This is a genomic window from Roseibium salinum (assembly GCF_026240905.1).
In the GTDB taxonomy this organism is placed as follows: domain Bacteria; phylum Pseudomonadota; class Alphaproteobacteria; order Rhizobiales; family Stappiaceae; genus Roseibium; species Roseibium salinum.
Genome location: NZ_JAPEVI010000003.1, coordinates 612,227 through 638,334, shown reverse-complemented (window position 1 = coordinate 638,334; position 26,108 = coordinate 612,227). Strand labels below are relative to the sequence as shown.

The following is a 26,108-nucleotide window of genomic DNA, read 5'->3' as shown; positions in this document are numbered from 1 at the left end:
ATTGCCGAACGCGTTTCAGATCGTTCGGACGGGCATGATCAACGACGATTGGCACACGAACCTTCAATGAACGGCGTCATGACGACAAGCTTAAGCGAAATCCTTGAGACCTTCGACTTTCTGGACGATTGGGAAGACCGCTACAAATACCTGATCGATATCGGCAGGGAGATGCCGCCACTGTCCGAAGCGGAACGGACGGAGCAGACCAAGGTGCGTGGCTGCGTGTCGCAGGTCTGGCTGATTACCAATGTCGGCCCCGGTCCGGACGGCGTCCCTGTCCTGACCTTCAGGGGCGAAAGCGATGCCCTTATCGTCCAGGGCCTGGTTGCCATCGTGACGGCGCTGTACAGCGGCAGGACGGCGCAGGAAATTCTCGACACGGATGTTGACGCCGTCTTCGCCAAGCTCGACCTCAAGGAACACCTGACACCGCAACGCTCAAACGGCCTCAAATCCATGGTCGGCAGGATCCGTTCGGACGCGGAGGCGGCCCTGGCGGCTGCCTGATACCCCAGCGGTCGCGAGCGGCCGACGACTGGACAAACAAAAAAGAGCTGCCCGCCCGGCAGCTCTTTTTCTATCAGATGATCTTTTCAACCTGATTTTACTTGGAGCGCTTGCGCTGCTGGCCGAGGCCCATTTTCTTGGCCAGCTCTGAGCGGGCCGCAGCATAGTTCGGTGCGACCATCGGATAATCTGCACCAAGGTCCCATTTTTCCCGGTACTCTTCCGGGGTCATGTTGTAATGGGTGCGCAGATGCCGCTTGAGCGACTTGAACTTCTTGCCGTCTTCCAGGCAGATGATGTAGTCGGGCATTACCGACTTCTTCACCGGCACGGCGGGCTTCAACGGCTCCGGCTCCGGTTCGCTGGAAGCGGTCGCAGTCCTCTGAAGAGCACCGTACACTTCGTTGATCAGACTCGGCAGATCCGTTGACGCAACGGTGTTGTTGCTGACATAGGCTGAGACAATATCAGCCGTAAGATCAATCAGATTTGCATCCACCGGACTATCAGTCATATTTCACCCGTTCTCTACTGATTCCAAAATTAGCTGCGGCGTTTAACCTGCGGAAAGTCGGAGCCCTAAGCGTTTATGGAAAATACGTTACTTGCGGACTTAGAAATCGAAATCGATTCTACTTTGCAGGCGAACTTCACAGCCTTATATCGCCGGTTTCGTGATATCACAACCCCAGAAATCAAATAAAAGTCGGCAATGCGCAATAAAAATTGAATTCAATAAATATTGACTATTTCGGCTGCACCTGAATTCGCAATGTACCCATAGTATAGCCGCGTGCCCGACTTCCCCCACGCCAAAGCAGTGGGCGGGTCACGCCTCCCCCGATCGCCGCACGGTGTCGGCCAGCGCATCCTCTTTGGTGTCAGCACAGGGGCGATATCCTGCCGCATATGCAGCTTTCGCCAACAAATGGGCCGAAATTGGGGCGGTAAGAAGGAAGAATACAACCCCCGCGATCGCTCGCGTGATCACCCCCAGGTCATTCGCGTGTGCCGCCAGGGCGAGCAACATGACGCCGGAGCCGAGCGTTCCCGCCTTGGAGGCGGCATGCATGCGCATATAAACGTCCTTCAGACGGATGAGGCCGATTGAAGCAATCAGGGAGAACAGTGCACCGATCACAAGCATCGTGCCGGTTATGATTTCCAACAGCGCGCTCATTCTCCCGCCTCCCGGCGTTTGATGCTTTCTTCAACTTCAGCCATGATCGTCTTGTCACCGGCCATTCCCCGGTTCATCACGAAACGGGCGAAAGCGACCGTTGCCAGGAAGCCGACGAGACCCAGCGTGATGGCAATGTCGATATACAGATAGTAACCGGTATACACGCCGATTGCGGCGATGAACCCAATGCCGACCGTGACCAGCATATCCAGTGCGACCACACGGTCCGGGAGGCTGGGCCCCACGACGATCCTGATGACGATGATGATGAAGGATACCGTCAGGATGGCCAGCGAAACATTGACCGAAATAGCCAGAAACTGCGCTGCGAAGGCCTCGAACGAGCTCATCTGAACACCTCCAGGATTTTCCGCTCGAAGCCGTTCTTGATGTCGTCGATGCAGGCTTGTGTATCGGGCACGTCGATGCAGTGAACATAGAGGATCTTGCGGTCCTCCGAAACATCCACTGACAGCGTTCCCGGCGTCAGGGTGATCAGATTGGCGAGCATGGTGATCTCGAAGTCCCTGTCCACGGTCAGCGGAAACGCGATGATACCGGGCTGCAGCTCGATCCGGGGCCGCAGCACGATCAGGGCAACGCGCCAGGCCGACAGCACGAGTTCGTAGACGAACAGTACCGCCAGCCCAAGGGCCTTGCCGAAACGGTGAAAATAGACCGCGGTGCCGACCTGTTCCCGGATCAGATAGAGGGCGCCCAGCCCGAGAACGAAACCGAAGGCCAGATTTATCTCGGCAAAGTTGCCCGTGACCGCACCCCACGCAAGAGCAAGGAGGATGTTAATGAGGAAGAGACTTGTCATCCCTGCTCTCCAAAGACCGAGCGCAGGTAGCCGAACGGTTCGACGATTCCGCCGGCGCCTCGCGTTGAAAGTTCAATCATCCATTCCGGCTGCAGGCCAAAATAGACGACGAGGGCGGTCAGAATTCCGAGCGGCAGCCAGACCGCGCCGCCCGTCAGTTGTATGGCCGAACCGTCCGCCGACGGAGCCGCCTCACCGTCAGGCGTTCCTTCCGGACCACCACGCCAGAAGGCGAAGATCCAGATCCGGCCCATGGCGAGCGTAACCAGGAAGCCGCTGACAAGGATAGCCGCACCGAGCCATGCCCTGCCATCGGAAAATGCCGCATCGACCAGGATGACCTTCGGCCAGAACCCGGAAAACGGCGGCAGGCCTGAGACCGCGAAGCCGAGGACAAGGAATACGCCCGCAAAGGCGGCACTCTTTTGATAGAGCCCGCCGAGTTTGCGAAGGTCGTAGGAGCCACCCATCATGCACATGATGCCGGAGACCATGTAGAGCGCGGTCATCACGATGATGGAGTGAACGGCATAGAAGATCGCGCCGGAAAGCGCCAGCGTCGACCCGACCGAGATCCCCGCCAGCATGGAGCCGATCCCGGCAATCACGACATATCCGAGCAGACGCCGCACCTCGCTCTGCGCCAGCGCCCCGAGCGCGCCGGTGAGAAGCGTTGCGATGGCCACCGCGGCAACCACGTCCGACATGTAGCCGCGCGAGGCGGGCAGCAGCAGGACGAAGACCCGGATCAGCGCATAAACGCCGACCTTCGTCAGCAGGCCGGCGAAGACTGCCGACACGACCACGTTGGGCGTGTGGTAGGAGGCCGGGAGCCAGAAGTTGACCGGAAAGGCGGCCGCCTTCATGGCGAACGCGAGAAAGTAGAGCGCTGCGACGGTCGCAAGCGTGCCGGAGGCGGGATTTTCGAGCGCCGCCACCTTCATGGCGATATCCGCCATGTTGAGCGTGCCGAAAATGCCGTAGAGCAGGCCGGTGGCAATCAGGAACAGATTGGTGGCGACGAGGTTGAGAACGCCGTACTTGACCGCGCCGTCCAGCTGGATCCGGTCGTTGCCCAGGATCAGAAGCCCGTAGGACGAGATCAGCAGCACTTCGAACCAGACATAGAGGTTGAAGATGTCACCGGTCAGGAAGGCGCCGGAAACGCCGGTCATGAGCAGCAGCAGGAACGGATAGAAGCCGTATCGGCGGCCCGTGCTGTCAACGGTGGCAACGCCGAAGACCCCGGCGCAAAACGCCACGATGGAGCCGATCATCGAGAGCGTCACGCCGAGCGTGTCGACGGTAAAGGCAATGCCGAAGGGCGGCAGCCAGCTGCCCATGACCATGGTGATGACACCATGGTCGAGCACCCGGATCAGAAGGGCGAGATTTGCCAGGACCAGGAGGGCCAGGAACCCGATCCCGATCTTGGGCTGCAGGTCGGTGTTCTTGCGCAGCATCAGGCACAGGGAGCCGCCCAGGATGGTGATCAGCGTCGGTGCCACAACAAGCCAGTCTCCGGCCGGGATCGCCGCGGTCGTCATGGCTTGAGAGATATCGACGGAAACGGAGGAACCGGCCATGTAGTTCAGTACCCTTGCGGCGGAGTTTGGTCGTGTTCAGGTTCGGCAAGACGCATTTCGTTCACACCGTCCGTCCCCAGCTCCTGATAGGCCCTGAATGCCAGTACGAGCAGAAAGGCAAAAAACGAGAATGAAATCACGATCGCGGTGAGCACCAGTGCCTGCGGCAGCGGGTTGGCCGTGGCAACGTCCGGCACATAAAGGTCGGGCGGGATAAGCGGCGGGTCTTCGCGGGTAAGCCGGCCGTTGGTGAAAATGAGCATGTTCACCGCATTGCCGAGAATGGCGATGCCCAGCAGAATCCGCACCAGCTGTGTGGACAACATCAGGTAAACGGCGACCGTAAAAAACAGGCCGATCATGATGACGACACCGGTTTCCATCAGTCGCTCTCCCTTTCTTCCAGCGCAAGCGCAATGGAGCCGATGGCTCCGACCACGACGAGGTAGACGCCGATATCAAAGACCAGTGGCGTGGACAGCGGGATCTCCACGTCGAACATGTGGAAGATCAGCCACTGGCTGGTCATGTAGGCCTCCGACTGGAAGAACGACAGCGTACCTGCCAGAGCCGCCATGAAGAGCCCAAAGCCGGAAACCGTCATCGGATGAAACACCATCGCACGGCGCACCGAGGCCACGCCGCAGGCGATACCGAAAATCGCAAGGGCCGACGCCGCGATCAGACCGCCGATAAACCCGCCGCCCGGATCGTTGTGTCCGCGCAGCAGAACGAAGACCGAAAACAGAACCATCAGCGACGTCAGATAAGGGGCGATCGTGCGGAAGATGATCGTGCGCATCAGCTGGCCTCCGTGGCTTGAGCGTCCAAAGTCGTCGTTGGAGGAGTCTCGGCGGGCCTGTCCGGCTTGGTGCGCACCCGGATCAGTGCCAGGACACACAGGCCCGCAAGCACGACCACCGCGATTTCGCCAAGCGTGTCGACGCCGCGGAAATCGACGATGATGACGTTTACGATGTTGCGGCCGTGAGCGACCGTTCGGCTGAACTGAGCGAAGAAGTCCGAAAGACGGCTATCGAACGGCTGCTGCGTGATTGCGAGCATGGTCAGCGTCAGGCCAAGACCGACCCCCGCCGCGACGGCGCCGGTAAGCAGGGTCGCGGGCAGCGGACGGTGGTCCCGCGGCGACAGGTTGAGCCGGGTCATGACCAGCGCGAGGATGACGACGGACAACGTCTCCACCATGAACTGGGTAAATGACAGATCCGGCGCGCCGAACATCATGAAGAACAGGGCCACGGCAAAGCCCTGGATGCCGAGCGACACGATCGCCGTCAGGCGGGTCCTGGCGATCAGCACCGCGACCAGGCCCAGCACCGCGATGAGAAAGATGCCCCATTCGTAGAAACGGTAGTCCGGCATTTTCGGTATGGCCGGATAACTTCCCGTCAGATAGCCCGGCAGCAGCACCGCAAGCGCGGTGAAGCCGAAAGTGTACACCATGTACGTACGCATCTTGCCGTTCTGCAGCCACCGCGTGAGCCATGCGGAAAAGCCGACGATGCCCGCAACGAACTGGTCGAACCCCTTGTCCGGCCCCCAGCCTATGGCGGTCAGAACGCCGGCAAAGAGGTTGCGCAGCCGGTCGAGCTGCGTGAACAGCAACGCGCCGAGCGCGACGGTGATCAGCGACAGGATCAGCGGCGCGTTGAATGAAGTCGGCAGCAGATGAAGATCCACCTGGGTGAATTCCCCCAGCAGCGACGACAGTGTCGGGCCGACGAAAAGTTCACCGGTCGTGTGCGCGATGAGCGCAAGCCCCAATCCGGTTACCGACAGCACGACGGGCCCGGCGAACAGCAGCAGCGGCCCCTCATGGGCGGCTTTGGGCGTTTCTATCCTGGGCCCGAAGAAGGGCTTGATGGCAACAGCGGCGGCGATCACAAGCATCAGCGCGTTGCCGACGACGGCCGTAACTGTCACCGCAAGACCCATCTCCGGCCATCCCCAGGTGCCGTAATAGAGCACTTCCTTGGCAATGAAACCGATGAAGGGCGGCAGACCGGCCATGGAGAGGCTCGCAAGGCATGCGGCGGCGAACGTGATCGGCATTGCGGACCGCAGGCCGCCGAGTTTCGTGATGTCCCGCGTTCCCGCTTCGTGGTCGATGGTGCCGGCGATCATGAAGAGCGCGCCCTTGAAGAGGGAATGGGCCAGCAGATAGAGCACTGCCCCTTCCAGCGCCTTTTCATGACTGGTCCCGGTCAGCATGACGAGCAGGCCGAGCGAGGCGACCGTCGTATAGGCCAGCATCAGCTTCAGGTCGGTCTGGCGCACGGCAAGAAAGGTTCCGACAAGCAGCGTTATCCCGCCGAAGACCGGCAGGACGGTCATCCAGAGCGCCGTATCCCCCAGCAGCGGATGCATGCGCATCAACAGATAGACACCGCCCTTGACCATGGTGGCCGAGTGCAGGAACGCGGACACCGGCGTCGGTGCCTCCATCGCGTTCGGCAGCCAGAAATGGAACGGGAACTGCGCGGATTTCGTGAATGCCCCGCCAAGAACCAGCAGGAAGATCGGCAGGTAAAGCCCGCTGTCCTTGATGATGTCAGGCGATGCCAGCAGGGTCGACATCTCGATCTCGCCGGTCGCCGAGATGATCACGATGAAGCCGGCCAGCAGGGCCAGGCCGCCGCCGCCCGTCACCACCAGGGCCTGGAGCGCGGCGCGGCGCGAGGCACTACGCAGGTGATCGAAGCCGATTAGCAGGAAGGACGTGATCGAGGTGAGTTCCCAGAAAATGAACAGCGAGATCAGGTTGTTGCACAGCACCAGACCGAGCATCGCACCCATGAACATGAAGAGGAACGAAAAGAACCGCCCCTGTTGCGGATGTCCCTTCAGGTAACCGCCGGCGTAGAGAATAATGAACGTGCCGATACCGGAGATCAGCAGCGCGAAAAGTGTCGACAGGCCATCCACATAAACGGAGAAGTTCACGCCGTAGCTGGGCGCCCAGGCCCGCGAGGCAACGAAGGTCTCTCCGTGGGAAACCGGACCGATGAACCCGGCGAAATGCGCGAATATCAGTGCCGGCACGATCGCCAGTGGCCATGCGGCGTTATGTTTGAACCAGCGGGTGAGAACAGGAGCAACCACGGCCGCGGCAAAGGGTGCCAGAACGGCATAGAGTGTGGTGTCGTCGATCACTGCTGGCGTCATGCTGATCTTTCATCACGTCTACGAAGAAACGACAGGTGTCAATTTCACCGAATCAATACCTTTTCCGCGGGATAATAACGGCCCGGAAATTTAATGACACGTCTTAGGCAAGGGTTTCTGCCAGTTCAAGCGCCCATAGACCTTTTTCGAGCTTTTTAACCACATCGGCCAATGCCCGTGTGAACCGTCAAACCCGCTCGTCGGACATTCCCCACCGGTGCCCGCACCAGGTCGTGCTCGACAGTTTTGCCGATTGTGCCTCGGCTTTTCCTGGCATTATCGAGAGAAAACGCGTTTGCAGAAGGCCGCTTTGCCGGATCAAACCGGTGTAGGCCACTTGATTTCACTGGCTGAATACCGTTCAGTCAGAAAAACGTTGCCACCGGATTCCTGAGCGAGGCAAAGATGGCGTTGGACACCAGAACGGGCGCTCCTTCCGGAACGGATCTGCTCCGCCCGTCCAGCATCGATTTTGAGTCGCTGGTCAAGCTCAGCAACGAAGCGGTGCTGCTTCTCGGGCTCGACGGCAGGCCGGCTTTTGTCTCGCCGGCGGTCGAGCGGCTGCTTGGCTGGAATGCGGAAAGCCTGGCCGATCATCTGACGGATCTCGTTTATCTCAGCGGCAACAACGCAAACGCGGAGTTGTTGCAGCAGATCCTTTCCGGGCGCGGCGATCCGGACCGCCTGCTGCCCAAGGCGGATTTTCAGCTCCGCTCGGCAGCCGGTCCCCTGATGTGGGCGGAGGTGAACACCCGGGTTCTGAAGGATGGCTTCGGAACGCCCTATGCGTTTGCCGTGTATTTTCGCGACATCACCAGGCGCAAGGAACTGGAATGCCAGCTTGAGGCCGCCACGCAGACGGACCCGCTGACCGGTCTCTATAACCGCCGCGCCTTTGAAGACAATCTGAAGCGGGAATGGGCCATTGCCCTGCGGGAAAAAACGCCAACGAGCCTGATCAAGGTCTCACTCGACCGGTTCGAAGCCATGACCGATCACTTTGGCCCGGAGGCGGTCGAGGACTGCCTGACCAAAGTCGCGGACGCGCTGAAGGACACAGCCCGCCGGCCGGCGGACGTCACCGCCCGCACGGCCACATCGGAATTTTCACTGTTGCTGCCCCGGACCCATGCAATGGGTGCGGAAACCATCAGCGCCTATATCCACGTCGCCATCCAGGATCTCGGCATTCCGAACCCGGACAATAGCGCCGGTAACGGTGTTTTGACCGCCTCCGTCGGCGCCGCATGCGCGGTGGCCGAACAGAACGGCATTGCCGAAAGCGCCGATTTCATTCTTTCCGCCGCGGAAAACTGCGTGTTCCAGGCCCGGCAGGAAGGCGGCAACCGGGTCAAGACGGTCATGAACGTTCTGGGGCGATAGCAACCGGCGGGCGAATACATCTTGCCGCCTCTCGTCCTCCCTCCTATGTCTTGACCGGACAGTTAAATCAGGAACCCGGCAATGAGCGACGATACCCACCGGCAGGACGAAGACGGTCCCCGGGTCAAGAAAACCACGGCTGAATGGATGCAGCAGCTCTCGCCCGAGCAGTTTTACGTGACCCGGCAGTCGGGCACCGAGCGTCCGTTCACCGGTCCCTATTGGGACAACAAGCTGATCGGCCGCTATGACTGCGTGTGCTGCGGAGCGCCGCTGTTCATGTCGGACACCAAATTCGACGCCGGGTGCGGCTGGCCGAGCTTCTTCGAACCGGTCAATCCGGATGCGATCCGCGAACTGGAAGACCGCGCCCATGGGATGATCCGCACGGAGATCCGCTGCAGGAACTGCGACGCTCATCTCGGTCATGTCTTCCCGGACGGTCCGCCGCCGACCGGGCTGCGCTACTGCATGAACGGCCACGCCATGACGTTCGTCCATGGCGGGCGCCTGCCTGCCGCGTCCGGAGAAGGTGAACCGGGCTCGCAGTGAACCCAGCCCTTACCGAAGCCGACAGCCCTTGATGCTGCGATCCCGGATCACACGTCCGCCAGGTCCTTGTCCTTCGCCCTGGCCGACAGTATCCGGCCGATATTGACCTCCACCCAGTCGGCAAAGTCGCGCACCTTGACCGCGACTTCACGACCGATCGGTGTCAGGCTGTAATCGACCCGCGGCGGCACGACAGGATGGGAGAAGCGGTTGACAAAGCCGTCCGCCTCCAGGGTCTGCAGGGTCTGGGCAAGCATTTTCTCGCTGACACCGTCGATCTTGCGCCGGAGATCCGAGAACCGGTGATCCTTCTCCAGAAGCGCGATCAGGACGAGCACGCCCCAGCGGCTGGTCAGATGGTTCAGGATCTCGCGTGACGGGCAACTCTGGCTGAAGACCGCACCGCGCCGCACGAGAGCGGACAGCGACTTTCCCTCTTTCCTGGACAGGTCATTCTCCACCGGCTCTTGTCCGCTCATCGCTTCGTCCCGCTTTTCCATCGTGACATCATCTTTCCAAAACTAACCTTTTTGTATGTACTAACAAAAAGAAAGTTATGAGTCTATACGGGGTGCATCCGCCTGAATTCCAACGATCGACCTCAAGGAGAACAGTCAATGATCGCAATTACGGGTGCCAATGGCCAGTTGGGCCGCCTCGTCCTGAAACATCTCGGCAAACTGACCGATGAACCGGTCCGTGCACTGGTCCGCTCGCCCGAAAAGGCGCAGGATCTGGTGTCCAGCCAGGTTTCGGTAGCGAAATTCGATTATGATGACTCGGCCGCCCTGCCGGATGCACTGACAGGCGTCGACCGTTTGTTGCTCATCTCCGGCTCCGAAGTCGGCAAGCGCAGCGCCCAGCACGCTGCCGTCATCGAGGCCGCAAAGGCGGCCGGGGTCGGTTTCATTGCCTATACCAGCCTTCTGAACGTGCCCCGCTCCAGCCTGACGCTGGCAGCCGAACATGTCGATACGGAAAAGCAGTTGGCGGAAAGCGGCATTCCCCATGCGGTGCTGCGCAACGGCTGGTATCTGGAAAACTTCGCCGGAACCATCGCCGCCGCCCTTGAACACGGTGCCGTCATCGGCGCCAGCGGAGACGGCAGATTTGCTGCCGCCGCGCGCGAAGACTATGCGGAAGCAGCAGCCCGGATCATCTCGGGCGGCGACGTCAGCACCCGGGCAATCGAGCTTGCCGGCCATCCGGCCTTCAGCCGGGCCGATCTTGCAGCCGAGCTTTCGGCCCGGACCGGACGTGAGATCCCGTTCAACAACCTGCCCGAAGACGCCTATGCCGGGATCCTGGTTCAGGCCGGGCTGCCGGAAGGATTGGCCGCGGCTCTCGCCGATGCCGACCGGGGCGCGGGGCAAGGCGAGTTGTCCAGTTCTTCGACCGCGCTCGCGGAGCTCATCGGCCGCCCGACCAAAAGCCTGAGCGCCTTCATCGCTGAAACCGTCAGATAAGGCGGCGCCAGGCAGGAATTCCTTTCCTCCATATGCGCAGGGGCCACGCGGCGCCCCTGCGCATTCATTTCAAAAACTGTTCGATTGCTTCAAGGATATTTGTTGGTCGCTTTTCGGCGAACCTGATAGTCAATAAATTCCTGAAGTATGCGAAAGCCGTCCATGTCCATCGCCGCAACACCCGATCCGTATGTCCAGGATGGACCCTACGCCTGGTTCCGCCTGGCGATTTCCATTCTGCTCAGCACGATCGGTGGGGCCGGCATGTGGGCGGTGGTGATCGTCATTCCGGCCGTTCAGGCGGATTTCGGTATCGACAGGGCCGACGCCTCCCTGCCCTACACGGCGACCATGCTCGGCTTTGCCGCGGGCAACTACCTTCTTGGCCGGGTCGTCGACCGGTTCGGCATCGTCCCGCCGGTGATCGCGTCGGCCGTCTTCCTCAGCTCCGGTTTTGCCCTCGCGGCACTCGCCCCGGGGATCTGGCTGTTCACGCTCGCCCAAGGCGTCCTGATCGGCCTCGGCACGGCAGCGACATTCGGCCCGCTGATCGCAGATGTTTCGCACTGGTTCGTCAAGCGCCGCGGCTTTGCAGTCGGATGCGCGGCCTGCGGCAACTATCTCGCCGGAGTGCTCTGGCCCTCCCTCATCCAGTGGAGCCTGCTGACCACTGACTGGCGCGGCACCTATCTGCTGATAGCGATCATCTGCCTGGTGGCCATGGTGCCGCTGGCGCTGATCCTGCGCCGGCCACCGCCTGCGATCGCCCTTGCCGCGGGTTCCGGCTCCAGCGCTTTCGGCCAGCAGACCACCGGCCTCTCGCCCGCGGTCGTGCAGAAACTGCTCGTGATTGCCGGGATCGGCTGCTGCGTGGCCATGTCCATGCCACAGGTTCACATCGTCGCCTATTGCGTCGACCTCGGCTTCGGCGTCGCGCCGGGTGCGGACATGATTGCCCTCATGACCGGAGCCGGCATCATCAGCCGCCTGGCCTCCGGGCTCCTGGCGGACAGGTTCGGCGGCGTCAAGACCCTGCTCGCGGGCTCGGTCCTGCAATGCGCGGCGCTGTTCCTCTATATCCCGTTCAACGGCCTTGCTTCGCTCTATCTGGTCTCGCTGATCTTCGGCCTCTCCCAGGGCGGCATCGTACCGAGCTATGCCGTCATCGTGCGGGAATACCTGCCGGCCCGGGAAGCGGGACAGCGCGTGGGCCTGGTGATCATGGCCACCATCCTCGGCATGGCGCTCGGCGGCTGGCTTTCGGGATGGATCTACGACCTGACCGGCTCCTACCAGGCCGCATTCCTGAACGGCATCGCCTGGAACCTGCTCAACATGTCGATCATGATCTTCATCCTGATGCGCGGGCGCAGACGAGACGGGGCGGTCGTCACTGCCTAGTCGGATCTCGACCGCAGCAGGAAGATGAAGAACAGCCCGCCGATCAGCCCCGTGACGATGCCGATCGGCATGTCCTGCGGCGCCATGAAGGTGCGTGCCAGGATATCGGCCCAGATAAGAAAGATCGCGCCCAGCAGCAAGGAGGCAGGCAGGACACGGGTGTAGCTGCCGCCGACCAGGAACCGCGCAATATGGGGGATCATCAGGCCGACAAAGCCGATGATCCCGGAAAAGGCCACCATCACCCCGGTGATGAGGGCCCCCACCACGAACATGGTCAGCCGGAAGCGGATGACGGCAATGCCGAGCGTTGCCGCCGTTTCGTCGCCGATCGTCATGGCGTTCAGGTCCGCTGCCCAGGCAAGCAGACAGGGAACGGTGACGAGCAGGATCGCAAACGGGAACACCAGATGCTCCCACTGCGCCAGACCCAGGCCACCCAGCATCCAGAACACCACCGTATGGGTCGCACGCGGATCGCCCAGGAAGATCAGCACATTCGCAAACGACATGATGATGAAGGAAACCGCGACCCCGGCAAGAACCAGCCTTCCGGCACTGCCGGCGGCGGCAAAACGCGTGACGCCAAGAACCATGAGCGTTGCCGCCAGCGCACCGGCAAAGGCCATCAGCGGCACCGTCAGCAGCCCCAGGAACAGGCCCGTGTGAAGCAGTGCCAGAATGGCCCCTGCCGCACCGCCGGAGGAAATTCCCAGCAGATGCGGATCGGCAAGCGGATTGCGGGTCACCGATTGCAGGACGGCTCCGACGATGGCGAGCCCCGCGCCGACCATGCCGGCCAGCAGGGCGCGCGGAAACCGGATTTCCCAGATGATCGCTTCCCGGCCGTTCGACCAGTCGACCTCCACGAGGCCCGGCATGATCCTGTTGGCCAGGATGCCGAACACCGTCTCCGCCGGAACGGGCACGGCACCGGCGGAGACGGCAACAATCACGGAAACCGCCAGCAGCAGAAGACAGGCCGTGAGGAAAAGGCCAAAGCGGCGGCCTGCCGCCCGAACATGCCGTTGCGGGTCATATGCGCGGGCGCTGCCGCCGGATAGCTGCTGCAGCAAGGATCATTCCCCCCAAAAGGCGTCTGCCAGTTTCCGGATCGCCTTGATGTTGCGCGGACCGGGTGTCGCCTCGACATATTCCAGCGTGACGAAACGGTCGTTCCGCACAGCATCGATACCGGCGAGGGCCGGATTGTTCCTCATGAAGTCGCGCTTCTGCTCGGCGGTCACCGTGCCGTAATTCACGATCACGATCACTTCCGGGTTCTTGTCGACCACGGTTTCCCAGTCGACCGTCGACCAGCTCTTCTCGAAATCGTCCAGCACATTGATCCCGCCCGCCGCTTCGATCAGCGCCGTCGGCATTGCATAGCGCCCGGCCGTGAACGGCTTGTCCTCGCCGCTGTCATAGACAAAAACCTTGAGCGGCCTGTCGACGTCACCGATCGCGGACCTGATCCGGTCGAGTTCCAACTTGTAGGCCGCGACCAGATCGTAGGCCGTATCTTCCACAGCGAAGATCCGCCCGAGATTCAAGAGATCCCGGTACATGTCCTCCATGGAGACCTTCAGCTTGTCGCCGATGTGAATGCAGGATTCGCTGAGCTCGTAGACGTTGATGCCGAAAGGCGCCAGCGTCTCCGGGGTTACCTCGCCGCCCACTTTCATGCCGTAGTTCCAGCCGGCGAAATAGAAATCCGCATCTGCGCCGATCAGGACTTCCCTCGTCGGATACTTGGCGGAAAGTTCCGGCAGTTCTGCAATGCCATCGCGCATTTCCTCGTCCAGCGTCTTCCAGCCGGAAATGCCGGTATAGCCCACCATGCGATCGCGCAGGCCGAGGACGAGCATCATTTCCGTGAGATTGACATCGTTGGAAACCGCGGCCTTCGGCGGCGCCTCGAAGGTGACTTCGCGGTCGCAGCTCTGGATAGTGGTTTGCGCGAATGCAGAACCTGCATACAGGCTGACGGCCAGGCTCAATGGCAGACGTTTCATGTCGTTGCTCCGGTAAGTCAAAGATGAAATGTGAGATGCGGCCGATCACTGACGGCAAGGCGTTCCAGCCGGGCCTGGACGGAATAGGCCATTTCTATATTGCCGGGCGTCAGGACCTGATCGGGCGCACCATGGGCAATCGTTCTGCCTTCATGAAGAAGCAGCACCTGATCGCAGACGTCAGCGGCCAGGTTGAGATCGTGCAGGCTGGTGACGATCGTAATGTCGAGGCTGCCGACAAGCGCGACGATTTCGAGTTGATGGCGGATGTCGAGATGGTTGGTCGGTTCGTCCAGGATCAGAAGCCGCGGTTCCTGGGCGAGCGCGCGGGCCACCATCACGCGCTGGCGCTCGCCGCCGGAAAGCGTCCCGAAGGAACGCTTGGCGAAGCCCAACAGCGCCATGCGCTCGAGGGCATCCTCGACAATCTCCGCGTCCCGCCTGCCGCCGCTTGCCGGTCCTGCGGCATGCGGGCGGCGGCCCAGAGCGACGATTTCCCGGACGCTCAGCGAAAAGTCGGTCGGCTGCTCCTGCAGAACAGCGGCGATCTTCCGGGCCGCGGCGCGCGCGGACATGCGCCAGATATCCTCGCCGTCCAGCAGGATAGATCCCGTGCCGGGCTTCAGATAGCGATAGAGCAACCGCAGAAGCGTCGATTTGCCGGCGCCATTGGCACCGGCAATGCCGAGGATCCGGCCTGCGGCAAGGTCGAAGCTGACGGGTTGCAGAATGGATTTCCCCTGCCCTGTCTTCCAGCTTGCATTGCGAACGGCGAGCTCGGAGCCGCTCACGACAACACCGTCTCGTCCGCGCCGGTGACGATCATTGCCGCGGGGATGCGCGCAAGGGTGCTGCCGCGCAGCTTTCCGGGCCGCTGCCCGGATACGCACCAGCCGTCTTCCTGCTCGCGGTAGAGCTGCGCAAAGGCCACGAGATCGTCGATATCCGTTTCCGGATCGATATCGCCGAACAGATAGGTTGCCTTGGCGCTCGCCTTGAAGGCAATCGTGCAGGGCCGCGAACATCCGGCCATGCAGGCGGTGCCGGAAACCTCGAAGTCGTCGCCGGTCACCGGCGCCGCCCGTCTCAGGGCCTGCTGCAGCTTGCAGATCAGCTCGAAGCCGGGACGGCAATCGCCCCCCTTGTAGCGGCACGAAGTGCAGATGAAAATCCTGTGCGGCTCACTGCTCATCGCTCGCCTCCCTCGAGGCGTGCACTTTTGGCTGCCGGCCGCCTTCCCGGCGGTAAATCGCCCCTGCTGCCCTGCAATGCCGTTTCCTTTCGCGCCTCTTCATCCGTGATTTGTAATGTTATTACATTACCTATAACGCTGCTTTCAAGAGCAAATCCGCGCTTGCCCGGCGCCAGGGCTCTGGCCGCGCGGTCGCCAAGGCAGCTCGCCTCGGCCAGGAGGAAGGAAATTTCAAAGGTGTTTTTCTGTGCAGTCCGGTTCATATCGCCCTCCGCGATTGCGCGGGGCGTCAAAGAACCGAATGCCACATTCTGCCGATCGGGGCTGAATCGCCATGTCACTCGCTCCTCCGGGACACCCCGCCCGGGTTGAAGTTAAGGGTGAAATGGCAGGTCTCCTGACTTGCGGGTCGCAGCTTGCCTGATCCTTCCCGGGGTTTCCCCAGTGGCGCTTTCAGGTTCGCTCACCGCTCACAGTTGCGGGGGCAGTCACGGATTTGGTGCCTTCTGGCTACGCCGCACCGTGTTCCCTTTTAATCCCGATCCGGAGTGCGGAATCGGAAACCATGGCTTCCTGAGTGCGGGATTTTTTGCCGCGTGTCAACAAGGCGGCGGCGCAACCTTATGCGCGGGTGTCACTCTGTCCTCTTGCCATCTTCTCCCAAAAATCCTACCTCCGGGTCCATGAAACAGCATGCCTTTCCCCCGCGCGCCGAAGCGCGCCCGACCACCCATGAGACCCACGGCATTTCGCGCCAGGATGACTACGGATGGCTCCGTGCCGAGAACTGGCAGGAGGTCATGCGCGACCCGTCCGTGCTCGATGCCGACATCCGCGCCTATCTGGAGGCAGAAAACGCCTATCAGCAGGCGCAGATGGCACCGACGAAGGAGTTGCAGGAGCAGCTCTTTGCCGAGATGCGCGGCCGCATCAAGGAGGATGACAGCTCCGTTCCCTCCCCCGACGGCCCCTATGCCTACGGATTGAAATACGAGACCGGCGGTCAGCAGCCGATCTTCTTCCGCACGCCGCGCCACGGCGGCGAGGAAACGGTGCTTCTTCACGGCGACAGGGAGGCCGAGGGCAAGGCCTATTTCAGGCTCGGCGGCGCCGGTCACTCTCCGGACCACAAGCTGCTTGCCTGGGCCTTCGACGATAAGGGCTCGGAGTATTACGCGCTGCAGATCCGCGACACCTCCACCGGCAAGGACTTCGACTACCGGATCGAGGACACGGGCGGCGGCGGCGTGTTTTCCGCCGACAACAAGTATCTCTTCTACGTCCGCCTCGACGCCAATCACCGGCCCTCGAAGCTGTTCCGCCACGAAATCGGCACTGACCCGGCCAAGGATGTGCTGGTTTACGAAGAAAGCGATGCCGGGTTCTTCATGGGCGTCGGCAAGACCCAGTCGGGCGAGACCATCGTCATCGACATTCACGACCACGAAACATCGGAAGTCCGGATGATCCCCGCGGACCAGCCGACTGCCGATCCGGTTCTGATCGCACCTCGCGACACCGGCATAGAATATTCCATCGAAGACCACGGCGACACGCTCTACATTCTCACCAATGCCGACGAGGCCGAGGACTTCAAGATCGTCACTGCTCCCAAGGCCGATCCCGGCCGGAACAACTGGCGGGATCTGGTGGCTCACAAGCCGGGCTGCCTCGTCCTGTCGCACAACGTCTACAAGACCTTCATGACCCGGCTGGAGCGCGAGGACGGCCTGCCGCGCATCGTCATCCGCCGGCTCGCCGACGGCATCGAACACTCGATCGCGTTCGACGAGGAAGCCTATTCGCTTGGCCTTGGCGGCGGCTACGAGTTCGACACGTCCAACATCCGCTTCTCCTATTCCTCCATGACGACACCGTCGCAGACCTTCGACTATGACGTGGAAACCCGCGAGCGGCTGCTGATGAAGGAGCAGGAAGTGCCCTCGGGCCATGATGCGGATGACTATGTCACCCGCAGGCTGATGGCCGAGGCTGAGGACGGACAAAAGGTGCCGATCTCCCTGCTCTACCGCAAGGACACTGCGCTCGACGGGTCCGCACCGCTGCTGCTTTACGGCTACGGCTCCTACGGCATCACCATCCCGGCAAGTTTCAACACCAACGCCCTGTCCCTCGTCGACCGGGGCTTCGTCTATGCCATCGCCCATATCAGGGGCGGCAAGGACAAGGGTTTCCACTGGTACAAGCACGGCCGCCGGGAATTCAAGAAGAACACCTTCAATGACTTCGTCGCCGCGGCGGACCATCTTGTGGCCGGCAAGTTCACCTCCCACGACCGTATCGTCGCCCATGGCGGGTCCGCGGGCGGAATGCTGGTGGGGGCGGTTGCCAATATCGCTCCGGAAAAATTCGGCGGCATCATCGCCGAGGTTCCCTTTGTCGACGTCCTCTCCACGATGCTGGACGAGACCCTGCCCCTGACCCCGCCGGAATGGCCGGAATGGGGCAACCCGGTCACCGACAGGCAGGCTTACGAACATATCGCCTCCTATTCGCCCTACGACAATGTCGGCGCCAAGGACTATCCGGCGATCCTGGCGGTGGCCGGCCTTACCGATCCGCGCGTCACCTACTGGGAGCCCGCCAAATGGGTCGCCAAGCTGCGCGCCACAAAAACCGGCGACAGCCTCCTGATGCTGAAAACCAATATGGAAGCCGGACATGGCGGTGCTTCCGGCCGCTTCGACCGGCTGAAGGAGGTCGCCCTGAACCAGGCGTTCGCGCTGATGGTGGCCGGCAAGGCCTGACCCTCAGGCAGTGACCGGCAACGGCTTTGCCCGGCGTTCATTCCCGGCCCGCGCGGGAGGAACGCGGGGCGGCAATCGACCGATGCGGCACGGCTCCAGTCGGCCGTGCCCGTTCGCCGGGAAGGCTGCAAGCAATAACCGTGCGCTGCAAGGCTCTGTTGATCGTGACTTGATTTTGACCAGGTCTTCCGATCAATTGAAGCGTATTGGAAATCAGTCGTTTGAGATGCATTCGACGTGCAGATCACTGGAGTTCACCATGAACCGCAATACCTGCAGTCTCGCTCAAGTTGCCCGCGGACTGAAGAGCCGCCTGCGTTTCGCAGCGCTCGCGGTGACGGCCGTCAGCCTGGCCGCGTGCCAGCAATACCAGACGCCTGAGGATCTGCTGTTTGCCCCGACATTCAACAAGAGCCGTCAAAACATTCCCTACACCTACAACACGCCCTATGACTGCCGGACGTTCACAGGCTCGGGCTGGAAGGGAATCGCCGCGGGGCGGGTCGTCAATTTCAGCCAGAAATACCTGATTTCCGAGGCAGGCTGCTTCAGGACAAGGCAGGAGTGCGAGGCCTATCTCTCGCTGATGCGCAGCTATATCGATGTGCCGCGCTACATCAGGTGCAGCCCGTACTCGGCTTGACGGCACATCATAGGGGCAGGTGCCCTGAAGAACTGGACGCGCCGCCAGATAGGCTTCAACGAAATCACGCAGGTAAATCGCCAGCGCTGACGGGCTAACTCGTCAGCTCAAAGCACCTTTCGGAAGAACAGCGTTTCCCTGATCGGCGTATCATAATAGGCGGTGGTTACCTCGAAACCGGCCGCCTGGTACAGCTTGATGGCGCCCGCCATGGAGGGCAGCGTATCCAGGAACATTTCCCGGTAACCGGCCCGCCGGGCAGCCTCAAGGACCCGGTCGACAAGGGCGCCGCCGACGCCTCGGCCCCTGCCTGCCGGCAAGACATAGAGCCGCTTCATTTCGCAGGCCCCGTCCGGTCCCAGGGCGCGCAGCCCCACGCAGCCCAGATGTGCCCCGTCGGGATCCTTCGCCAGGTAGAGACCTCCGGAGGGCGGCGCGTATTTGCCCGGCATGCCGGCCAGTTCTTCTTCGAAACCCTGGTAGGAAAGATCGATGCCCAGCCAATCGACATAGGCCCGGAACAGTGTCTTCACGGTTTCCAGGTCTTCGGACGTATCGACCGGCGAGATCATGAAATTGTTCGATGAGGTCATAGGTGGATGGACAACACGGCAGGCGGGACGGTTTAACCGGATTCAGACCGGCGGGATGGCTTTCAGATAGGCGGCAATCGCTTCCCGGTCGCGGGCCGGAAGTCTGGCCATGTTTTCCTGAACATCCACCATGTCGCCGCCGACGGAATCATATTCGGGCGTGAAGCCGCTTTCAAGAAAATAGGCAATGTCGGCCGCGCTCCAGCTGCCAAAGCCGCCTTCAACGGGCGTGATATTGGGTATTTTCCCCTTGCCTGTCATGTTGGGCGCTCCGCCCAGCCAGTGGGAAAACTCCAGGCCGCCGGCAAAATCACGCGCGGTATGGCACTCGCCGCAATGGCCCGGGCCTTCCACCAGATAGCGCCCGCGCTCCCAAAGCTCACGATCGGCGTCGCCATTGCCGGCCGGTGCGGCAATCACCGGTGCGGGGTCGAGATAAAGACGCTTCCACAGGCCAAGGCCGCGCCGGAGGTTGTAGGGAAAGGCAAGTTCATGGTCGCCGGGTATGCCGTCGACAGCGGGCAATGTCTTCAGATAGGCAAACAAATTGCCGACATCCTCGCCCGACATTCTGGCGTAGGACGTATAGGGAAACGCCGGATAGTAATTGCGTCCGTCCGGAGAAGTGCCGTGCATCATGGCATTGGCGAAATCCTCCAGGGACCAGGCGCCGATTCCATCGCCGCCGGAAGAGATGTTCGGCGCCACGAAGGCGCCGAAGGGCGTTTCCAGCCGCTGCCCGCCGCCGAGCTTGAGCAGGTCTTCCCCTTCCGCCCCCTTTGCGGCATGGCAGGACGCGCAACCGCCGGTCCAGAAGACGAGCTCGCCCTTGGCGGGATCGTCTTCGCTCAGCAAGGCAGCTTCCGAGGCGTTCAGCCGGGTCGGAGCGGAGAGGGCCCAGCCGATGCCCGCTGCAGCCAGCATGAGCACGACGAGGGCGATCAAAGCCTTTTTCACGGGGCCTCTCCAGGTTTCTTCCTTGCCGGACCTCGGTCAGGAGCCGGTCAGTTGCTCTTACGATAAGTCTCGTGACAGGCCTTGCAAGCCTGGAGCACCGGGCCGAAAGCGGCCTTGAAGGCCTCGACATCGGCCGGCCCTTCCTTGCCGGAAGCTTCCACGGCCTTTTCGGCCGCCGCCGCAAAATCGGCAAGCTTCTCGTCAAACCCTGCCCGGTCCTCCCAGACCGCGGGCAACGCGGCGGTGTCCCCCTGGTCCGATCCGGCGGGAAAATAATCGCCATAGGCCAGTGACGCTGCACGCATGGTCGCGATGGCCGCTTTGCCGGCAGCCGGGACGTAGTCGATCTCGCCCTTCATCATTCCGCCGCCGAGCCCTGCCGCCGCGCCGACCGATGACATGATGGCCTGGCGGGTCTTGATGGGATCTTCGGCCGCGTAGGCAACGGTGGCGGCCAGCCCCAGTCCCGCTATCAGGCTCACTGCCGCAGCTTTCCGGATAATCCGCATGTTCCTCTCCCTCTCGATCAACGCGTTTGACGGTGCGTAAGGCACCAGGGCAAGTACAGCGCAAGAACGGGTCGGTAATAAAATCACGCTCCCGTGAACACGGCACTTATCGCTGAACAGTGTGTCAACGCTGACGAAACGTCATGGACAAAAAGAAAACCCCGGCCCTGCCGGACCGGGGTTCTGGAAATGCAGAAATTGAAGCAGCCTTATTTTGCGGCCGCTTCGTAGAGTTCCAGGACGTAGTCCCAGTTGATCAGGTTGTCGACGAAAGCTTCCAGGTATTTCGGACGCGCATTGCGGTAATCGATGTAATAGGAATGCTCCCACACGTCGCAGCCGAGGATCGGGGTGGCGCCATGAACGAGCGGGTTTTCGCCGTTCGGCGTCTTCATGATTTCCAGCTTGCCGTTCTTGACAGCAATCCAGGCCCAGCCGGAACCGAACTGGCCGACACCGGCTGCCACGAAGTCGGCGCGGAACTTGTCATAGCCACCCAGATCGCTGTTGATCGCGGAAGAGAGCGCGCCCGGCAGGGACGTTCCGCCACCGTCCTTCTTCATCCATTTCCAGAAATGGATGTGGTTGTAGTGCTGGCCGGCATTGTTGAACAGCGGCGCGTTCTTGCCGTGGCTTTCCTTGACAATCTCTTCCAGGGACTTGCCTTCCAGGCCACTGCCTTTGAGCAGATCGTTGCCCTTTGAGACATAGGCCTGGTGGTGCTTGTCATGGTGAAACTCGAGGGTTTCAGCAGACATGTAAGGGGCCAGTGCATCATATGCATACGGCAGGTCAGGCAATTCGAAAGACATGACAAACTCCTCAAATAGATCGGTGACCGGCGGCCTGGACCAGTGGTCCGGCGAGGGCCGCGTCGAGCGGGAAAATAAGAGTCCTGAGCCGTGACGGCAAGCGCGGAACGCAAAATAAGAAAGTTTTTTCTTTTTTATTTTGCAGTTCCGGCGGAACGGCATCATATCCCGTCAGATTTTCGCTGCTCCATCTAAATGCCCGCAGGGAACGCAAGTTCCCTTGCCGCCCGTCTTCACGGCATTGATTCACGCGGAAAAGAATTTGTGTGATCTCCAGCACGATCAATTCTGCATATTAAGACTATCTCTTGCCTCGCAGCCAACAACGGCCGTCATTTAAAAAGGAATATGATTATGAGATTCAACAATACTTACACTATCGCCGCCCTTGTTGCCGGTGGAATTCTTGTCGCGACCACGATCACTTCACAGGCCGGTCCGAGCGACGGAAGTAACCTCGGCGATTGCTACAACAACTGGATCAGCTATTGCAACGCCGAGACCAGCGGTTATCCGAACAGCTGCTATACTGAAAGCATGGACCATTGCGACGCGGTTCACAAATCCATCTCGGAAATGCCGGGCGCCAAGCTCAAATCCGTGAAGACCAGCGCTCTGCGCAAGGCCACACGCTCCGATACCCGCCTTATCGTTCCGGCCGTCCAGCCCGTCCGCCGCGCGAACTGATAGTCGCGCCGCTCTCTCAAAAGCCCTGCAGTGATCCCATTGCAGGGCTTTTGTGGTTTTGAATGACCGACAGCCGGCCGGTTGCGACCTCCCGGTCAGAGCATGTTCCCCAGTGACAAGCGCTGTTGGGCATGGCAGGTAATCATATCCTGCGTCGAGGCGGCTCCGCCCTCGGTTTCCTGCCCAGCCTTCCATGAGGTCCGCATGCCATCACAAGACCGGGCACCCGTGGCGCTTGCCCTTGGTGGACTGTTTTCGCTGGCTGCGGCCATGGGCATCGGCCGGTTCGTCTATACGCCGATCCTGCCCTTCATGGCTGATGGCCTGAACCTGCCGGCGGAAGATGCCGGGCTGATCGCCTCGGCGAATTTCCTCGGCTATCTGGCCGGAGCCCTTGCAGGCACCTCCAAATCCCTGCCCGGCCGGCCGAGGGTCTGGTTTCTCGGCGGCCTCCTCGTCAGCGCCCTGACCAGCGCGGCAATGGCCCTGACCGTTTCGCTTTGGGCGTTTCTCTTCATCCGCTTCGTCAGCGGCGTCGCCAGTGCCTTTGTCCTGGTCTTTTCGACCACCCTGATCCTCGACCGGTTGAACGTTGCCGGTCGTGGCGGCCTCTCGGCCCTTTATTTTGCCGGTGTCGGCTGCGGCATCGCCTTCTCGGCCCTGCTTGTTGCAGGCCTTGATCAGATGGCGGCCGACTGGCGGCAACTCTGGCTGGCGAGCGGCGGCGCGACACTTGTGTTTCTGCTGATCGCGGCAGGACTTGTCCCCGACGAGCCGCCGGCAGCAAAAGCTCCGGCCGACGGCAGCACCCGGCTTCCCGCGGATGCGAGCTATATCAATGCAAGTCTGCTGCGCCTCATCCTCGCCTATGGTCTCTTCGGCTTCGGCTATGTGATCACCGCGACCTTCGTATCCACCATCGCGCGGAGCACGCCGGAGCTGCAATCCACCGAGCAGCTTGTCTGGCTGGCAGTGGGACTGTGCGCCGCGCCGTCAATCTATGTCTGGAACAGGATTGCCCTCAGGACAGGTGCCCGCAGGGCCTTCGCCCTCGCCTGCATGCTGGAGGCGACAGGCGTGGCCCTGACCGTTGCCGGCACCGGCCCGGCGCTGTTTCTTCTGGGAGCGGCGCTTCTGGGCGCCACGTTCATGGGCATCACGGCGCTCGGATTGATGGAGACCCGGCGGCAGGCCAGTGCGGGCGGGCTCGCCGCCATCCGGCAGATGCTGGCGGTCCTGACCGCCAGTTTCGGCCTCGGCCAGGTTCTCGGCCCCTGGTTCGCCGGCCGGCTGTACGAAATGACCGGCTCCTTCCAGTTGCCCTCGCTGGCGGCGGCCGCAGCGCTTGTCATCGCGGCCGCGCTGGTCGGTCGCCAGGGCTGAACCTCACGCGTGGGCAAAGTCCCAATAGAGGTCCCGCGCCCGCGCCGCGATCGGTCCCGGCTGAAGGTCCCGCTCCTCGATGCGCTTGACCGGGGTCACCTTGTTGTAGTTCCCGGTTGAAAAGATCTCGTCGGCTTCCAGGAATTCGCCATACTCCATCGTCCGTTCAAAGACGTCGTAGCCGGCATCTTTCAGAAGCCGGATCACACGCTGGCGGGTGATGCCGTTCAGGAAGGTGCCGTTCGGTGCCGGCGTGTGCACGTTGCCGTCCTTCGCCATGAAGATGTTGGCGGATGTCAGTTCGGCCACGTTGCCGAGCATGTCGCGCACGAGCGCATTGTCAAAGCCCCTGTTCTTGGCCTCCAGCATGGCCCGGGCATTGTTCGGATAAAGACAGCCCGCCTTGGCGTTCACGGGCATGCATTCCATGGTCGGGCGCCGGTACGGAGAAAGGGTTATGCTCATGGCTGCGTCCGCGGGGGCCATCGGCGCATCGAACAGGCACAGGCAGAAACGGGTGCTCTCCGGATCGCCGGTGATGATCCCCGGGCCGTCCCGTTCGGCCCAGTACATCGGCTTGACGTAGATCTGCTGATCGCTTCTGAACCTGGCGCAGCCTTCACGGGTAAGCTCGACCATCTCGCCCACCTCCATGGTCGGTCGGATGCCGAGCGCGATCGCGGAATCGTTGACGCGCTTGCAGTGCTGGTCGATGTCCGGCATCACGCCTTCAAAGAAGCGCGCCCCGTCGAAAACACTGGACCCCAGCCAGGACGCATGGGTGCGCGGGCCCATGATCGGTGGATTGCCATCGTGCCATTTCCCGTCGATCCAGGTCCACGTGTCACTCCAACCGCTCATGTCTCTTCCCTTTTGATTGTTGCCGGCCGGCAGGTCGTTGTCCCGAAACAACACCGGCCCAAACCCGAGGTCAATAGCTTACCGGAATTTTCGAAAAAGTTGCTGCCCTTCTTCCAAACAGACCAGCCTGGCGAGATAAATCTGTTCGCTTGCGAGCAATTGTCGATAAGAATATTCCACTGGCCGCGTGACACCCAAATATCCACATATTGACATGCCGAAACAGATGTTCTGTAAATGTTCCCATCCTTCCAATGGAGCTATCTGATATGGAACAGCGCATTTCAATGGTCACGCTCGCAGTGCCGGATGCCTCCGAGGCGCGCCGCTTTTTCGAGGTGGGGCTTGGCTGGCAGGTCAATGCGGCTCCTTCACCCGACATCGCCTTCTTTCAGATACCGGGCGGTGTATTTGCCATCTACAGCCGTGAGGCCCTTGCCAGGGAGATCGGGCGCCCGGTTACGGACCACACGACCGGCGCCGTCACGCTTGCCTGGAACGGCCGCTCCGAGGAAGATGTCGATCAGGCTTTCCAGAAGGCCCTGTCCGCCGGTGCCAAACCGGTCAAACACCCGGAAAAGGCGTTCTGGGGCGGCTATTCCTCTTACGTGGGAGTGCCGGGCGGACACCAGCTTGAGATCGCCCACAACCCGTTCTGGTCCGTCGAGCCGGACGGGGCGATCACACTGCCGCCTCCGCAGTAAGGGCTCCGTCGTCCGGCTACGACTTATTTCCCGGCCGACAGCGCTTGACGCACGCGCCGCCGCACTGTTCTCTTCCGCCGTTGCCGGATCGGCGGCGGCCGATCGATACCGGTTGACCGTGCAAGAACCGATCGTCGGTAAAGTCGGAGCGATGGAGGGCTGAACATGGCGCAAGCCGCTTATGTGTTTGATGCGTATGGCACCTTGTTTGATGTGCACGCTGCCGTCCGCAAGCATGCCGCCAAACTTGGGCCGGACGCCCAGAGACTTTCCTCGCTCTGGCGCGAAAAGCAGCTGGAATACTCCTGGGTCCGTGCCCTGATGGGGCAGTACAAGGACTTCTGGGAGTTGACGCAGCAGGGCCTGGACACGGCCTTCGCCCTGGTGCCCTCCGCCGACAAGTCCTTGCGCGAGGATCTCTTGAGCGCCTATTGGGAGCTCGACTGTTACCCGGAAGTGCCCAAGGTCCTGACCGACCTGAAGGCCTCCGGCGCAAAAATCGCCATTCTGTCCAACGGCTCGCCGGCGATGCTGGAAGCCGCCGCAAAGGCTGCCGGCCTGACCGAGCTTTTCGATGAGATCTTTTCCGTCGATACGCTGAGGACCTTCAAGACCGACCCGCAGGTCTATGAAATGGTCACTACCCATTTCCGCATCTACCCGGAAGAGGTGTCCTTTCAGTCGTCCAACCGCTGGGACATTGCCGGAGCGAGCGCCTTCGGCTTCCGCACCGTTTGGGTGAACCGGATGGGCATGCCGGACGAATATCCCGATCTTGCCGCCAAAGCGGTGCTGGCCGACCTGACGGGGCTCACGACACTCGGATAGAGCACGACCGTTCTTCGACGATCGGTTTGGAATTTTTCCGATCGCTCAATAGTCGTCACCATTCTT

General features: G+C 61.4%; 31 protein-coding genes and 1 riboswitch. Of the genes, 11 read left to right on the top strand and 20 right to left on the bottom strand.

All coding sequences use genetic code 11. From position 1 onward, the window contains the following. Positions 1-78 precede the first annotated feature (78 nt). Positions 79-510, top strand: a complete 432-nt coding sequence (locus tag ON753_RS07445; RefSeq protein WP_265961935.1) for a SufE family protein — start codon at positions 79-81, stop codon at positions 508-510. Positions 511-607: 97 nt separating this feature from the next. Here ON753_RS07445 and ON753_RS07440 read toward each other — a convergent pair whose 3' ends face one another. The 8 genes from ON753_RS07440 to ON753_RS07405 form a co-directional block, all read right to left on the bottom strand. Next, positions 608-1,024, bottom strand: coding sequence for a Ros/MucR family transcriptional regulator (locus ON753_RS07440; RefSeq protein ID WP_265961934.1), 417 nt, complete (start codon positions 1,022-1,024; stop codon positions 608-610). A 315-nt stretch (positions 1,025-1,339) separates the two neighbouring features. Further along, positions 1,340-1,690, bottom strand: coding sequence for a monovalent cation/H(+) antiporter subunit G (mnhG, locus tag ON753_RS07435; protein ID WP_265961933.1), 351 nt, complete (start codon positions 1,688-1,690; stop codon positions 1,340-1,342). Next, positions 1,687-2,043: a cation:proton antiporter gene (locus ON753_RS07430; protein ID WP_265961932.1), complete on the bottom strand. Its 357-nt coding sequence runs from the start codon at positions 2,041-2,043 to the stop codon at positions 1,687-1,689. Before ON753_RS07430 ends, mnhG begins: the two co-directional genes overlap by 4 nt. Continuing rightward, a complete protein-coding gene (locus ON753_RS07425; protein ID WP_265961931.1) occupies positions 2,040-2,516 on the bottom strand; it encodes a Na+/H+ antiporter subunit E in 477 nt (158 codons plus the stop codon). Before ON753_RS07425 ends, ON753_RS07430 begins: the two co-directional genes overlap by 4 nt. Beyond that, positions 2,513-4,102 carry a Na+/H+ antiporter subunit D gene (locus ON753_RS07420; RefSeq protein ID WP_265961930.1) on the bottom strand — a complete coding sequence of 530 codons (1,590 nt, stop codon included), beginning with the start codon at positions 4,100-4,102 and terminating at the stop codon, positions 2,513-2,515. Before ON753_RS07420 ends, ON753_RS07425 begins: the two co-directional genes overlap by 4 nt. Positions 4,103-4,107: 5 nt before the next feature. Next, positions 4,108-4,485 carry a Na+/H+ antiporter subunit C gene (locus tag ON753_RS07415; protein WP_265961929.1) on the bottom strand — a complete coding sequence of 126 codons (378 nt, stop codon included), beginning with the start codon at positions 4,483-4,485 and terminating at the stop codon, positions 4,108-4,110. After that, the gene (locus tag ON753_RS07410; RefSeq protein WP_265961928.1) at positions 4,485-4,904 is read right to left on the bottom strand and encodes a Na(+)/H(+) antiporter subunit B; all 420 of its coding nucleotides are present in this window, start codon (positions 4,902-4,904) and stop codon (positions 4,485-4,487) included. The genes ON753_RS07415 and ON753_RS07410 overlap by 1 nt, the downstream gene beginning before the upstream one ends. Beyond that, positions 4,904-7,288 (bottom strand): putative monovalent cation/H+ antiporter subunit A, encoded by a 2,385-nt coding sequence (locus tag ON753_RS07405; RefSeq protein WP_265961927.1) that lies wholly within the window; start codon positions 7,286-7,288, stop codon positions 4,904-4,906. The genes ON753_RS07410 and ON753_RS07405 overlap by 1 nt, the downstream gene beginning before the upstream one ends. Positions 7,289-7,693: 405 nt before the next feature. Between ON753_RS07405 and ON753_RS07400 the strand changes: the two genes are divergently transcribed. Continuing rightward, positions 7,694-8,671: a sensor domain-containing diguanylate cyclase gene (locus tag ON753_RS07400; RefSeq protein WP_265961926.1), complete on the top strand. Its 978-nt coding sequence runs from the start codon at positions 7,694-7,696 to the stop codon at positions 8,669-8,671. Between the two features lie 81 nt (positions 8,672-8,752). Further along, a complete protein-coding gene (gene msrB, locus ON753_RS07395; protein WP_265961925.1) occupies positions 8,753-9,223 on the top strand; it encodes a peptide-methionine (R)-S-oxide reductase MsrB in 471 nt (156 codons plus the stop codon). Between the two features lie 47 nt (positions 9,224-9,270). Here the strand turns inward: msrB and ON753_RS07390 are convergent, their stop codons facing one another. Beyond that, positions 9,271-9,702, bottom strand: coding sequence for a winged helix-turn-helix transcriptional regulator (locus ON753_RS07390; RefSeq protein WP_265961924.1), 432 nt, complete (start codon positions 9,700-9,702; stop codon positions 9,271-9,273). 138 nt (positions 9,703-9,840) lie between these two features. Between ON753_RS07390 and ON753_RS07385 the strand changes: the two genes are divergently transcribed. Further along, a complete protein-coding gene (locus ON753_RS07385) occupies positions 9,841-10,689 on the top strand; it encodes an NmrA family NAD(P)-binding protein (RefSeq protein ID WP_265961923.1) in 849 nt (282 codons plus the stop codon). A 162-nt stretch (positions 10,690-10,851) separates the two neighbouring features. After that, the gene (locus tag ON753_RS07380; protein WP_265961922.1) at positions 10,852-12,090 is read left to right on the top strand and encodes an MFS transporter; all 1,239 of its coding nucleotides are present in this window, start codon (positions 10,852-10,854) and stop codon (positions 12,088-12,090) included. Here ON753_RS07380 and ON753_RS07375 read toward each other — a convergent pair. The 5 genes from ON753_RS07375 to ON753_RS07355 form a co-directional block, all read right to left on the bottom strand. Further along, the gene (locus ON753_RS07375) at positions 12,087-13,064 is read right to left on the bottom strand and encodes a FecCD family ABC transporter permease (protein WP_265967089.1); all 978 of its coding nucleotides are present in this window, start codon (positions 13,062-13,064) and stop codon (positions 12,087-12,089) included. The two genes, ON753_RS07380 and ON753_RS07375, sit on opposite strands and share 4 nt — an antisense overlap. A 105-nt stretch (positions 13,065-13,169) precedes the next feature. Next, positions 13,170-14,105, bottom strand: a complete 936-nt coding sequence (locus ON753_RS07370) for an ABC transporter substrate-binding protein (RefSeq protein WP_265961921.1) — start codon at positions 14,103-14,105, stop codon at positions 13,170-13,172. Between the two features lie 17 nt (positions 14,106-14,122). Next, complete coding sequence (locus tag ON753_RS07365; protein WP_265961920.1) at positions 14,123-14,896, bottom strand: ABC transporter ATP-binding protein; 774 nt, start codon at positions 14,894-14,896, stop codon at positions 14,123-14,125. Beyond that, a complete protein-coding gene (locus ON753_RS07360) occupies positions 14,893-15,297 on the bottom strand; it encodes a DUF1636 domain-containing protein (RefSeq protein WP_265961919.1) in 405 nt (134 codons plus the stop codon). Before ON753_RS07360 ends, ON753_RS07365 begins: the two co-directional genes overlap by 4 nt. Continuing rightward, positions 15,294-15,560 (bottom strand): hypothetical protein, encoded by a 267-nt coding sequence (locus ON753_RS07355; RefSeq protein WP_265961918.1) that lies wholly within the window; start codon positions 15,558-15,560, stop codon positions 15,294-15,296. The genes ON753_RS07360 and ON753_RS07355 overlap by 4 nt, the downstream gene beginning before the upstream one ends. A 107-nt stretch (positions 15,561-15,667) precedes the next feature. Continuing rightward, a riboswitch (cobalamin riboswitch) is annotated at positions 15,668-15,880 on the bottom strand. Between the two features lie 100 nt (positions 15,881-15,980). Here ON753_RS07355 and ON753_RS07350 point away from each other — a divergent pair. After that, on the top strand, positions 15,981-18,065 hold the full coding sequence (locus ON753_RS07350) for a S9 family peptidase (RefSeq protein ID WP_265961917.1): 2,085 nt from the start codon (positions 15,981-15,983) through the stop codon (positions 18,063-18,065). Between the two features lie 259 nt (positions 18,066-18,324). Continuing rightward, a complete protein-coding gene (locus ON753_RS07345; protein ID WP_265961916.1) occupies positions 18,325-18,708 on the top strand; it encodes a hypothetical protein in 384 nt (127 codons plus the stop codon). Positions 18,709-18,815: 107 nt separating this feature from the next. Here ON753_RS07345 and ON753_RS07340 read toward each other — a convergent pair whose 3' ends face one another. The 5 genes from ON753_RS07340 to ON753_RS07320 form a co-directional block, all read right to left on the bottom strand. Then, a complete protein-coding gene (locus ON753_RS07340; protein ID WP_265961915.1) occupies positions 18,816-19,280 on the bottom strand; it encodes a GNAT family N-acetyltransferase in 465 nt (154 codons plus the stop codon). 63 nt (positions 19,281-19,343) lie between these two features. After that, positions 19,344-20,258 (bottom strand): cytochrome c, encoded by a 915-nt coding sequence (locus tag ON753_RS07335; RefSeq protein ID WP_265961914.1) that lies wholly within the window; start codon positions 20,256-20,258, stop codon positions 19,344-19,346. Positions 20,259-20,305: 47 nt separating this feature from the next. Beyond that, positions 20,306-20,767, bottom strand: a complete 462-nt coding sequence (locus ON753_RS07330; protein WP_265961912.1) for a c-type cytochrome — start codon at positions 20,765-20,767, stop codon at positions 20,306-20,308. 209 nt (positions 20,768-20,976) lie between these two features. Then, positions 20,977-21,579, bottom strand: coding sequence for a superoxide dismutase (locus tag ON753_RS07325; protein WP_265961911.1), 603 nt, complete (start codon positions 21,577-21,579; stop codon positions 20,977-20,979). A 10-nt stretch (positions 21,580-21,589) separates the two neighbouring features. Continuing rightward, positions 21,590-21,859: a hypothetical protein gene (locus tag ON753_RS07320; protein ID WP_265961910.1), complete on the bottom strand. Its 270-nt coding sequence runs from the start codon at positions 21,857-21,859 to the stop codon at positions 21,590-21,592. Positions 21,860-21,933: 74 nt separating this feature from the next. Here ON753_RS07320 and ON753_RS07315 point away from each other — a divergent pair, with 74 nt between their 5' ends. Next, complete coding sequence (locus ON753_RS07315; protein WP_265961909.1) at positions 21,934-22,266, top strand: hypothetical protein; 333 nt, start codon at positions 21,934-21,936, stop codon at positions 22,264-22,266. A gap of 204 nt (positions 22,267-22,470) precedes the next feature. Further along, positions 22,471-23,649, top strand: coding sequence for a YbfB/YjiJ family MFS transporter (locus tag ON753_RS07310; protein WP_265961908.1), 1,179 nt, complete (start codon positions 22,471-22,473; stop codon positions 23,647-23,649). 3 nt (positions 23,650-23,652) lie between these two features. Here ON753_RS07310 and ON753_RS07305 read toward each other — a convergent pair whose 3' ends face one another. Further along, the gene (locus ON753_RS07305; protein ID WP_265961907.1) at positions 23,653-24,510 is read right to left on the bottom strand and encodes a branched-chain amino acid aminotransferase; all 858 of its coding nucleotides are present in this window, start codon (positions 24,508-24,510) and stop codon (positions 23,653-23,655) included. A gap of 269 nt (positions 24,511-24,779) precedes the next feature. Between ON753_RS07305 and ON753_RS07300 the strand changes: the two genes are divergently transcribed. Both ON753_RS07300 and ON753_RS07295 read left to right on the top strand, forming a co-directional pair. After that, complete coding sequence (locus ON753_RS07300) at positions 24,780-25,214, top strand: VOC family protein (protein ID WP_265961906.1); 435 nt, start codon at positions 24,780-24,782, stop codon at positions 25,212-25,214. Positions 25,215-25,379: 165 nt separating this feature from the next. Continuing rightward, positions 25,380-26,042, top strand: a complete 663-nt coding sequence (locus tag ON753_RS07295) for a haloacid dehalogenase type II (protein ID WP_265961905.1) — start codon at positions 25,380-25,382, stop codon at positions 26,040-26,042. Positions 26,043-26,108 lie beyond the last annotated feature (66 nt).